Below are 11,003 nucleotides of genomic sequence, written 5' to 3' on the forward strand. Positions count from 1 at the left end.
TGACACCTCACGACTATAGGAGGTTTCGTGACGTCCCGAAACAGAATCGGCCCGCCGATCAGGGAGAATTTTCATGCAAAATCGGGGTTTTGCGGCCGGAATTGGCTGAATTCCCCCTTGCCAGGCACTTCCCGGCCAAGGAATCGCAAATCGCTGCGGCGCGGCAATTTCATCTGATTCGCAACATGTTAGCCGTGAAACTGCAGCCGGTTAAACGAAAAGGCCCCGGGTGATCCCGGGGCCATTCCAAATCACTTTTGCGTCGATTACTGGTCGTCGGACTTGAGAGCCGCGCCCAGGATATCGCCGAGCGATGCGCCGGAATCAGAGGAACCGTACTGTTCCACGGCTTCCTTCTCTTCCGCGATTTCGCGCGCCTTGATCGACAGGCCCAGACGACGGGTCTTGCTGTCGACATTGGTGACGCGGACATCGACGTGGTCGCCGACCGAGAAACGCTCGGGGCGCTGTTCGGAGCGGTCACGGCTGAGGTCGGAGCGGCGGATGAAGGACTTCATGCCTTCGTATTCCACTTCGATCCCGCCATCTTCGATCGCCGTCACGGTCACGGTGATGACCGAGCCGCGCTTCACGCCGCCAACGGCATCCGCAAACTTGTCGCCGCCAACATTCTTGATGGAGAGCGAGATGCGCTCCTTCTCGATGTCGACTTCGGAGACGACGGCCTGAACCATGTCGCCCTTGCGGTAGTTCTGGATGGCGTCTTCGCCACGCTCGTCCCAGCTGAGGTCGGAGAGGTGAACCATGCCGTCGATGTCGCCGTCGAGGCCGACGAACAGACCGAATTCGGTGATGTTCTTAACCTCGCCTTCGACAACAGTGCCTTCCGGATGGGTTTCCGCAAAGACTTCCCACGGGTTGCGCATCGTCTGCTTGAGGCCCAGGGACACGCGGCGCTTGGCACCGTCGATTTCCAGAACCATGACTTCGACTTCCTGGGAGGTCGAGACGATCTTGCCGGGGTGCACGTTCTTCTTGGTCCAGGACATCTCGGAGACGTGGACCAGACCTTCGACACCGGGCTCCAGCTCAACAAATGCGCCGTAGTCGGTGATGTTGGTCACGCGGCCCTGGTGGACCGAAGACAGCGGGTACTTGGCCGCAACCAGATCCCACGGGTCTTCCTGCAGCTGCTTCATGCCGAGGCTGATGCGGTGCGTGTCCTTGTTGATCTTGATGACCTGAACCTTGACCGTCTCGCCGATCGACAGGATCTCGGACGGGTGGTTCACACGGCGCCATGCCATGTCGGTCACGTGCAGCAGGCCGTCAACGCCGCCGAGGTCGACGAATGCGCCGTACTCGGTGATGTTCTTGACCACGCCGTCGACCGTCTGACCCTCTTCGAGGTTCGAGATAACCTCGGCACGCTGTTCGGCACGGCTCTCTTCGAGGATCGCACGGCGGGAGACAACGATGTTGCCCCGGCGACGGTCCATCTTGAGGATCTGGAACGGCTGCTTGAGACCCATGAGCGGGCCTGCGTCACGCACGGGGCGGACGTCAACCTGCGAACCGGGCAGGAAGGCCACGGCGCCGCCGAGATCGACGGTGAAGCCGCCTTTGACACGACCGAAGATCGCACCTTCGACGCGGGCGTCGTCGGCATAGGCTTTTTCCAGGCGGTCCCAGGCTTCTTCGCGGCGGGCCATCTCGCGCGAGATGACGGCTTCGCCACGGGCGTTTTCGGCCGCGCGCAGGTAAACTTCGACCTCGTCACCGACAGAGATCTCGGGCGCTTCACCGGGGTTTGCGAATTCTTTCAGATCAACGCGGCCTTCCATCTTGTAGCCGACGTCGATGATGGCTTGTCCCGCTTCAACCGCGATGACCTTGCCTTTGACAACCGATCCCTCTTCGGGCGTGTCCATTTCGAAGCTTTCATTAAGGAGGGCTTCGAATTCCTCCATGGATGCGTTCTGAGCCATGTGGCTTTGATTTCCTTTTCAAGGTTTATGCTGGCCGAGCGGTTGTCTCCGCCGGTCTTGGGTTGGTCATTTGAGCCGCCGCAATGAAGAAAGGGCCGGTAGTTCCGACCCTGCTCGATCTCTTCATCGCGGCTTTGCGCCTTGTCGACGGGGCGTCAGATACCCCCGTAACGGCAACAATTCAAGCCCCAAAGCCTCCGCGCACGCATTCCCGCCGCTCTGGTCACAGATGCGGAAAAGGATTAATCCGGCAGTGACCACGCAAAAAGCGGACACCCATGCACTCCCAAGCGACCCTCAACCGCCTGCAACTTCTGTCGAACCGCGCCGAAGAAGAGCAGAACAAGGGGAATTTCAGCATCGCGCGGCGCTTCGCCAACGAGATGTTCAGCATCGACCCGAATAACGTGGCCGCATACCTCAATTACGTGAACGCGGGGCGGATGTCTGCCGACGATCCGATCACTCAGCGCCTCCTTGCCATTGGCAGCGGAGAGGCCCTCGCCCAGCCCGCGCGCGCAATGGTTCTGTTCCTTCAGGGCAAGACGCTGGACGACATTGGCGACTACGACAACGCGTTCAGGAAATTCATCGAGGCCAACAGGGTCTTTGGCGCCACTGCAGATCTGAAGTCGTGGAAGAAGCGGGTCCTTGCAATCACCCGCAAGCCACCTGCACGCCGCACGCCCCTGCCCGCGATCCCGCCCCGAATGGTGTTCGTGCTGGGGATGCCCCGTTCCGGCACCAGTCTGACCGCCCAGATGCTGAGCGCGCATTCGCAGATTGAAAGCGTCGGAGAACAGACCGGTCTGAACCTTTCGGTCAATGCACCCCGTGGCATCCCGAACCCCGACACCGTACGCGCCTTCGCCAAAGCCGATCTGGACGCGATGCGGCAGAACTATCTGAAAAGTCTGCCCCCGGACAATCTGGCGGCGGGGAAAGCGGGCAAGATCCTCATCGACAAGATGCCCGGCAATTACTGGTCCGCTTTTGCCATCCCGATCCTCTTTCCCGATGCGCTGATCATTCACACCGAACGGGACCGGCTTGCGACCTGCTGGAGCTGTTTCCGCAACCAGTTCGCCCGCGGGCATGACTATGCCTACAACTTTGACAACATCCTCGCGCAATACGCGCTCAAGACCCGGATGTGCGAGACATGGAAGACCTACACCGCGCCGGGTCAGTGGATCGATCTTCAATTCGAAAGTTTCGTGCAGGACCCCAAGGCTTTCCTCCAACCGGTTCTCACGCGGCTTGGCCTGGACTGGGAAGACGCCTGTCTGTCGCCCGCCTCGGCCGCGACCAGTTTCAACACCCTGTCACGGTGGCAGATCCGGCAGGACGTCAGCCCCGAGATCGCGGATGCATGGCGCGTCTACGAACCGATGATTCGGCGTCAGTGGAAGGTCTGATAGCACCTTGCTCCCAGACAGCGGGCGGGCCGGGCCCAAAGATTAGTCGCGGTAGTTCTCGTGATCCTTGGGAAGGGCGTAGTCTTCGGCCGGGATCAGGCAGTCCATGCCGAAATCATATTGCCGCCACTCGCTTTCCGGGACGGACCGGCGGGTCGTCTCGGCCTCGCGCTTGGGGGTGGAAAATGATGCGTGATCAGAAACATAGGACATGTCAAAGCACTCCTTGAACGAATGATTTTCAATAAATCAACGTCCCCAGAGTACACCAGAACCGCCCTATCTCTCAGTATGGAATACCGGACAGACCGTTTCGGAATCGGAATTAACCAGATGGGCAGAACTGTGGCGGCCCGTCACGGCAGGGACTGACGCCCCGCCGTGACGCCCTGAAATCAGCGCTTGGGCTCGGGCGTCTTGCGCAGGATCAGGCAGTCGGACGCGAAGTCGAGTTGCCGCCAGTCGATGTCGGCGGGCACTGGTTGCGGGGCGGGCAGAGGCTCCGCCTTGGGGTCGGGGGTCGTGTGGATCGTCATGATATCACCTGTATGATCGGGTTTCCGGGTTGCTCATGTTTCCTCCCAACTGCTCAGCCCCTCATGGCCGACGGATGTCCCTCCGCTCGGTCCACTCAGATGGATAGTTTCTTGAAAACGCGCTCCGGAATGAGGCGGATGATTCCCATCACCAACCGCCATATGGCGCGCACATAGATCACGTCCCGACGCTTCTCAACGGCTTTCAGCACCGCCTGGGCAACTTCCTCCGGCGCGGCGGTCAACTTTTCGGGAAGGTCGAGATGCTCGGTCATTTTCGTCGCCACGAAACCCGGTTTCACCGTCACCACATGGACGCCCCGGCCCGCCAACCTGTTGCGCAGGCCAGACAGGAAAGCGGTGAAGCCAGCCTTGGCCGAGCCGTAGATATAGTTGGTCGCCCGCCCCCGGTCTCCGGCGACGGAGGAGATGCCGACGATCACCCCCGATCCCCGCGCCTCCATCGCATTGGCATAGGCCCCCAGCACCAGTGCAGGCCCCTCGAAATTGCTGCGCATCACGCGGGCGGCGGCCTCCACGTTCCGCTCATCCGCCGTTTGATCGCCCAGCAGACCAACCGCTGAGATCACCACATCCGGCACCTCGGCCCCATCAACAAAGGCCGCAAGCCCCGTATCATCCAGCACGTCGAACTCCCGCAGGGACACCGTGCCGCCATGGCGCAATTCCAGATCGCGGGCCGCATTCTGCAAGGTCTCGACCTGCCGCGCGGCGAGGGTCACCTGGTCGCCTTCCGCCGCAAACACATGTGCGCAGGCCATGGCGATGTCCGATCGCGCGCCCAGAATCGTGACCGCCCTCATATCCCCAACCTTTCCGATTGTGCGGAGGCGAAAACCTCTGCCAGCCCCCCCGCCTGCCGCGCCTCGCGAAACGCCGTCCATCGCGGGTCCGCCCGGTGCAGCACCTCGCCCGACACACGGGCATCCTTGGCCAGATAGTACCGCCCCCCATGGGCCAGCGTGATCCGGTCCAGCCGATCAAGCAGGGCCAGCGCCGCCTCGCTCACCGGGAAATCCAGCGCCAGAGTGTAGCCTTCCATCGGGAAAGACTGCCGCCCCTCCTCCGGACCGAGACGTTTGAGAACCGCCAGAAAAGACCCCTGCCCGGCGTCGGAAATCGCGCCCAGCAACTCCGCCAGCCCGTCGCGCGAGGCCGCCAGCGGCAGCGCGACCTGATACTGCGCAAACCCGCGCCGTCCATAGATTCGGTTCCAGTCCAGCACCGCATCCAGCGGGTAGAAATACCTGTCCCAATCCACCAGCGACTGGCCCGCCTTGCGTGCAGTCAGCGCGTGATAGACCGAGTTGAATGCCCGGATCGTATAGCGGTTCAGCGCAAAGCCCGGCGCGTCCAGCGGCACCCGCTTGCGCCGCCGCAGGGGCACGTCATATGGCGCGGCCCGGCGGTCCGGCGGCAGATCTGCCACCTCCGCATGATCGCCCAGCATGACCAGCGACCGCCCGAGTGACGCCCCACGCCCCAAGCAATCGAACCAGGCGACTGCATACTGCGTCTCCGCCGCCTCGAACACCTCCATGGCGGCGTCCAGATCGGGGGCGACATGCGTCTCCTGCCGGATCCAGCCGGACGGCACCCGCATCATCCGGACCGCACAGCGCAGGATCACACCGGTCAGCCCCATGCCGCCGATCGTCATGGAAAAGAGATCAGCGTTGTCCTGTGGCGAGGCCCGGCGCACCGTCCCGTCCGGCCCCATGACCTCCACCCACGCGACATAGCGCCCGAAGGACCCGTCGCGCCGGTGGTTCTTGCCATGCACATCGGCCGCGATCATGCCGCCAAGGGTCACGAACTTGGTCCCCGGCGTCACCGGCGGAAACCAGCCGCGTGGCAGCAGGGCGCGGATCACATCGCCCAGCAACACCCCGGCCTCGGCGGTCAGAACGCCCGTCTCCGCATCGAAATCGAGGAAATGGGAGAACCCCCGCATATCCACTGTGCCCCGGGGCTGCGCCGCGCTGTCGCCATAGCTGCGCCCGTTGCCGCGCGCGATAACCGGACTGTCGCCCAGCACCGCCTGCAGCGCCGCCTCGTCCCTTGGGCGCGTGACCTCAGCCGTCACCCGGGGAAACCGGCCCCAGCCAGACACATCCCGTTTCACGCCGCCACCCCGCTGACAAAGACGAAGCGCCGGTCCAACCGGTATTTCACCACATAGCCGATGGAGAGACCCAGAACCGCCCCCGCCTCCCGCGCCGCATCGGTCTGCCAGATCGCCCAGGCCGCGCTTTCCGTGCCCCAGAAGATCGCCGTCGTCGCCACCCCCATGAGGGTATAGAGCGAGAACCGCCGCCCATGGGCCGCCAGCCCCGCTGCCCGGTCCTCAAAAATCCAGATCTTGTCCAGCAGGTATTTCACCACCAGCCCCGCCGCCGTCCCCGCGATCAAGGCTGCCAGAAGGCCATGCGACAGCGCAAGAACGCCGCGCTGCACCGCCAGGTTCACCAGGACCGCCACCAGCGCGAAACCGGCGTACCGCAGAACCAGCGTGGGGAGTGTCATAGCTGGCTGCCCGCAAAGACGATGGCACAGACCGCCGCAAAGGCCCCCAGGCTCACCCTGTCCTTGGCGGCAAAGACCACCGGGTCGTCATGCATCTCGCCGCGATGCGCCAGCATCACCACGCGGCTGATCCAGAACAGCAGCACAACACAGATGCCAAACAGCACCTGCGGCATGGAATAGAGCGCCGTCACCGCGGGCGAATTGACATAAAGCGCCATCACCAGGACAGAGACATAGCCAGACCCGACCGCCATCATCGCCACCAGCGGCAGGTCATCCGCCCGGTAGCCCCGCCGCGTGTTCAATTCGCGCCCCGCCTTGACCGCGTCGACCAGCTCTGCCTGTCGTTTCACCGCCGCCAGCGAGAAGAAGAAGAAGATGGCGAAGGCCATCAGCCAGACCGAAATCGGGATCGACGTCGCCGCCGCCCCCGCCACGATCCGCAGGGTATAAAGCGCGGCCAGCGTGCAGATATCCACCACCGGCAGGCGCTTGAGCCAGAGCGAATAGGCGGTCGTCGTGGCGTAATAAACGCCGAGAACCGCCAGAAACATCGGCCCCAGCACCAGCCCGAAGACCAGCCCCGCCAGCAACAGCGAGGGCGCCAGCCATAGCCCGTGCCTCAGCGGCAGCCGACCGGAGGCGAAGGGACGGTTGCGTTTGCGCGGATGCGCCCGGTCAGACGGCAGATCCAGCAGATCGTTCAGCACATAGACGCTCGACGCGACAAGGCCAAAGGTGATGAAGGCCAGCACCGCCTGCGCCAGCGAAACAGCGTCCAGCTGATGCGCCGCAAGAAGCGGCAGAAAGACCAGCAGGTTCTTCAGCCATTGATGCGGCCGCATCGTCTGCATCAGCGCCCGGGGGAAGTTCATCGGCGCCTTGTCGAGATGCGTGACCTTGGCCATCGCGGTGATCTTGGCCCGCGCCGCATCGCTGAGGCCCACGGTCGTCGCCGTCGCCGAAGTCGCCCAGACCGGGCGATCCGTGACCGCGCCGCCGATATAGCTGTAGCCACCCTCACCGAAGCGGTTGACCAGAAAGGCCGCCTTGGTCGCGGCGCGCAGGTTGCGGGTTCCGTCGGATCCATGCACCTCGTCGAACAGATCCAGGTGGGCCGCGATCTCTTCGGCTACGGCCTGATCGGCGGAGGTCACCAGCGCCGTGCGCCCCCCGGCGGATCTCCACGCCCGCAAACGCGCAACGATATCAGGCCGATAGGGCAGATGCGCCGGATCGACCGGCCCGCGTTCTGCCAGCGCCCGCTTCAGCGCCGCCCGCCCCTGCAGCAGCGCGCGAAACGCCACCCAGGGCGCCGTCCAGCCCGCCGCGACCGAGGCCCAGAAGGTTTCATCCAGCATTTCCGTGCGGATCAGCACCCCGTCCAGATCGCAGACAAGCACCGGCCGTGCCTCGCCCGTGGTGTCGAGAAATTGCGCCTTTGAATATGCCTGCGTCATGGCTTGCGCCTTGTCCTGCCCGTGCTTGTGCCCGGCTCTTCAGGCCAGTGTCACATGCAACCATGGCAGGATAATGGACAAACCCTGACCCAACAATGATGTGGAAAATTGTCTGTAAGAACGTGCCCTTCAGGCGACAGGCTTCAGCCCTGTCCGGGCCGTGACCATTGCAATCGCTGTCGCCACGACCGCGTCGATATCCATCTCGGAGGTATCCAGCACCTCAGCATCCTCCGCCGGTTTCAGCGGCGCTGTAGCCCGCGCACTGTCGCGCGCATCGCGTTCCCGAAGATCAGCCAGCACCGTGTCAAAGGTCACGTCATGCCCGCCTTCTTTCAACTCGACAAACCGCCGTTCCGCCCGGACCTCGTCGCTGGCGGTGACGAAAAACTTCATCTCCGCCTCGGGGCAGATCACCGTGCCGATGTCGCGCCCGTCCAGTACCGCGCCGCCTTGCCGCCGGGCAAAAGCGCGCTGGAAATCCACCAGCGCCGCGCGGACCTCCGGGATCGCCGCCACCACGCTGGCCGCCCGCGCCACATCCGGCGTGCGCAGATCGTCCGCCTCCAGATCCGCGGCGGTCAGGGTCTGCGCGGCTTCCAGCGCGCCGGTGCCGTCCAGCGTCCGCCGCCCGGTCGCACGATAGATCAAACCGGTGTCGAGATGCGCAAGGTCGAACGCCCGGGCCAGTTCCCGCGACAAGGTTCCCTTTCCGGCCGCCGCCGGGCCGTCGATGGCAATGGTCAGTCTCATCCGATCCTCACGCGCTGTGGACGCCCTTGATGCCACCGCTGCGCGTCATTTTCCAGCCTTCCGAGCGCCGGTCTTTCTGACGCCCTTGCGCGGGGCCTTCCGCGTCGGCCTGGCGCGCCAAGCCTGCACCCCGATCCAGATCATCACCACGAAACAGATCGTGGCCAGAAGCGATTTCACGATCGTCAGGGTGCTGGCCAGAACCACCTGTTCCGGCTGCACGGGTTCGGTCAGCAGCGTCGCGACCAACGCGTTTTCCGAATAATCCGCCACCGCCCCGGTGACGGCCAAGACGCTCATCACCAGCCCGGCCACCGAGCCCAGGAAGCGTCGGAACCCGACCACGAACATCGCCGCCAGGACCAGGGGAAAGACCAGATCCAGCTGATGCTGAAGGCCCAGGTAAGTCGCCAGCCCCTCTTCGCTGATCGCGTCGAGATAGCGGTTCACATCCTCGGTGGAATAGCCAAAAGGCCTGAAATCAAAGGGTTTCAACCCGCCCGCCTCGCGCAGGAGGACAGGCACGGTCAGCACCATCATGGCCAGGTACAGCCCCCCGACCACGACCACCAAGGCCCAGAATACCAGCATTTCGCCCTCCCCCACCGGACCGCGGGGGTCTAGCCCGCGTTGGTCCGCAGAATGCGCGCGCCGAGGGCCGACATCAACGGTTCAAAAATCGGGAACGAGGTCGCGATCGGCCCGCCATCGTCCAGCGAGACAGGTTTCTGCGACGCCATGCCGAGGCAGAGGAAGGACATGGCGATCCGGTGATCGAGATGGGTTTCCACCTGCGCCCCGCCCGGCACGTTTCCATGGCCGCGCCCAGTGACGATCCACCAGTCCTCACCATCCTCGACCTCGATCCCGTTGGCGCGCAGCCCCGTGGCCATCGCTTCGATCCGGTCCGACTCCTTGACCCGCAGCTCCTTCACACCGCGCATGACGGTCTGCCCCTCGGCATAGGCGGCCACCACGGACAGCACCGGATATTCGTCGATCATCGAGGCCGCGCGCTCCGGCGGCACCTCGATGCCCTTGAGGTCCGGCGAGAATTTGGCCCGCAAATCCGCCACCGGCTCGCCGCCCTCCTCGCGCGGGTTTTCATAGGTCAGATCGGCCCCCATGTCGCGCAGCGTCTCGAAGAGCCCCGCCCGCGTCGGGTTGAGCCCGATATTGGGGACCAGCACATCCGATCCGGGCACGATCAGCGCGGCGCAGACCGGGAAGGCGGCCGAGGACGGGTCGCGCGGCACGACAATATCCTGCGGCACCAGCTCCGGCTGGCCGGTCAGGGTGATGACCCGGCCCTCCTCGGTCTCCTCAACCGTGATCTCGGCGCCGAAGCCGCGCAGCATCCGCTCGGTATGATCGCGCGTCGCTTCCTTCTCGATCACCACGGTCTGGCCCGGGGCGTTCAGCCCGGCCAGCAGCACCGCCGACTTCACCTGCGCCGACGGCACGGGCACGACGTAGCGCACCGGCACCGGTTCCCGCGCGCCGACGATGGTCATCGGCAGCCGCCCGCCCGCCCGCCCCACGGCCTGCGCCCCGAACAGCGCCAGCGGATCGGTGACCCGCGCCATGGGCCGTTTGTTCAGACTGGCATCGCCGGTGAAGGTCGCGGTGATCGGGCAGGTCGCCATCGCCCCCATGATCAGCCGCACGCCGGTGCCCGAATTGCCGCAGTCGATGACGTTCTCCGGCTCCGCAAACCCGCCGACACCGACGCCATGAACCCGCCAGTTGCCACTGCCCAGTTCTTCGACCTCGGCCCCGAAGGCACGCATGGCTTTCGCAGTGTCCAGAACATCCTGACCTTCCAGAAGCCCCGAAATCCGGGTTTCCCCGACCGACAGCGCGCCAAGGATCAGTGACCGGTGCGAGATCGACTTGTCGCCGGGAACATCGGCGGTCCCCTTCAGCGGCCCGGAGGCCTCGGATGTCATCGGGATCGGGGTGCCATGGGCGGACATTGGGGCCTCCTCATCAGTCGTTGCGTCATAGCGCGGGGGGGCGGGGGCGTCTATGGGCGAAGCGCAGGGGTGCTGCCGCGTCGCTGGCCTTCTCCCCCTCCCTACCCCTCCCCCGATCCGGGGGAGGCAACAGCGTGGTTCCGGTATGGAAACCGTAATTTCACTATTTCGAACAAGGCGAAGCGGTGCCCCCAGCCACGGGCGCGACAGGTCCCCTCCCCCGGATCGGGGGAGTGCAGTGTCACGTTTGAAGTGCAACGGTTTCATAGAAGACTTCGTCCGGAGTTTTGTAGCCCAGGCAGCGCCGGGGCGTCGAGTTGTAGGCCTGGATGACACGAGCAAGGTCAGCTGGACCCAAGGT

General features: G+C 64.3%; 11 protein-coding genes. 1 reads left to right on the forward strand and 10 read right to left on the reverse strand.

The features are described 5' to 3' along the window. Positions 1–266 precede the first annotated feature (266 nt). On the reverse strand, positions 267–1,949 hold the full coding sequence (rpsA, locus tag ACFC2Y_RS10980) for a 30S ribosomal protein S1 (RefSeq protein ID WP_375174442.1): 1,683 nt from the start codon (positions 1,947–1,949) through the stop codon (positions 267–269). 278 nt (positions 1,950–2,227) lie between these two features. Between rpsA and ACFC2Y_RS10985 the strand changes: the two genes are divergently transcribed. Then, complete coding sequence (locus ACFC2Y_RS10985) at positions 2,228–3,367, forward strand: sulfotransferase (RefSeq protein ID WP_375174441.1); 1,140 nt, start codon at positions 2,228–2,230, stop codon at positions 3,365–3,367. A 42-nt stretch (positions 3,368–3,409) separates the two neighbouring features. Here ACFC2Y_RS10985 and ACFC2Y_RS10990 read toward each other — a convergent pair whose 3' ends face one another. From ACFC2Y_RS10990 to aroA, 9 genes are all read right to left on the reverse strand, one after another. Next, the gene (locus tag ACFC2Y_RS10990; RefSeq protein ID WP_375174440.1) at positions 3,410–3,580 is read right to left on the reverse strand and encodes a hypothetical protein; all 171 of its coding nucleotides are present in this window, start codon (positions 3,578–3,580) and stop codon (positions 3,410–3,412) included. 182 nt (positions 3,581–3,762) lie between these two features. Continuing rightward, entirely contained in the window at positions 3,763–3,903 is a 141-nt protein-coding gene (locus ACFC2Y_RS10995) for a hypothetical protein (RefSeq protein WP_375174439.1), read from the reverse strand. 95 nt (positions 3,904–3,998) lie between these two features. After that, entirely contained in the window at positions 3,999–4,727 is a 729-nt protein-coding gene (locus tag ACFC2Y_RS11000; protein ID WP_375174438.1) for an SDR family oxidoreductase, read from the reverse strand. Further along, a complete protein-coding gene (locus tag ACFC2Y_RS11005; RefSeq protein ID WP_375174437.1) occupies positions 4,724–6,049 on the reverse strand; it encodes an FAD-dependent oxidoreductase in 1,326 nt (441 codons plus the stop codon). The genes ACFC2Y_RS11000 and ACFC2Y_RS11005 overlap by 4 nt, the downstream gene beginning before the upstream one ends. After that, entirely contained in the window at positions 6,046–6,450 is a 405-nt protein-coding gene (locus tag ACFC2Y_RS11010; protein ID WP_375174436.1) for a GtrA family protein, read from the reverse strand. Before ACFC2Y_RS11010 ends, ACFC2Y_RS11005 begins: the two co-directional genes overlap by 4 nt. Further along, positions 6,447–7,913, reverse strand: a complete 1,467-nt coding sequence (locus tag ACFC2Y_RS11015; RefSeq protein ID WP_375174435.1) for a UbiA family prenyltransferase — start codon at positions 7,911–7,913, stop codon at positions 6,447–6,449. The genes ACFC2Y_RS11010 and ACFC2Y_RS11015 overlap by 4 nt, the downstream gene beginning before the upstream one ends. A 129-nt stretch (positions 7,914–8,042) precedes the next feature. Further along, positions 8,043–8,666 (reverse strand): (d)CMP kinase, encoded by a 624-nt coding sequence (locus ACFC2Y_RS11020; protein WP_375174434.1) that lies wholly within the window; start codon positions 8,664–8,666, stop codon positions 8,043–8,045. 45 nt (positions 8,667–8,711) lie between these two features. Further along, positions 8,712–9,257 (reverse strand): hypothetical protein, encoded by a 546-nt coding sequence (locus tag ACFC2Y_RS11025; RefSeq protein WP_375174433.1) that lies wholly within the window; start codon positions 9,255–9,257, stop codon positions 8,712–8,714. A 29-nt stretch (positions 9,258–9,286) separates the two neighbouring features. Further along, positions 9,287–10,642: a 3-phosphoshikimate 1-carboxyvinyltransferase gene (gene aroA / locus ACFC2Y_RS11030; protein ID WP_375174432.1), complete on the reverse strand. Its 1,356-nt coding sequence runs from the start codon at positions 10,640–10,642 to the stop codon at positions 9,287–9,289. Positions 10,643–11,003: the final 361 nt, after the last annotated feature.

It is taken from the genome of Pseudooceanicola sp. (genome assembly GCF_041987405.1).
In the GTDB taxonomy this organism is placed as follows: domain Bacteria; phylum Pseudomonadota; class Alphaproteobacteria; order Rhodobacterales; family Rhodobacteraceae; genus Pseudooceanicola.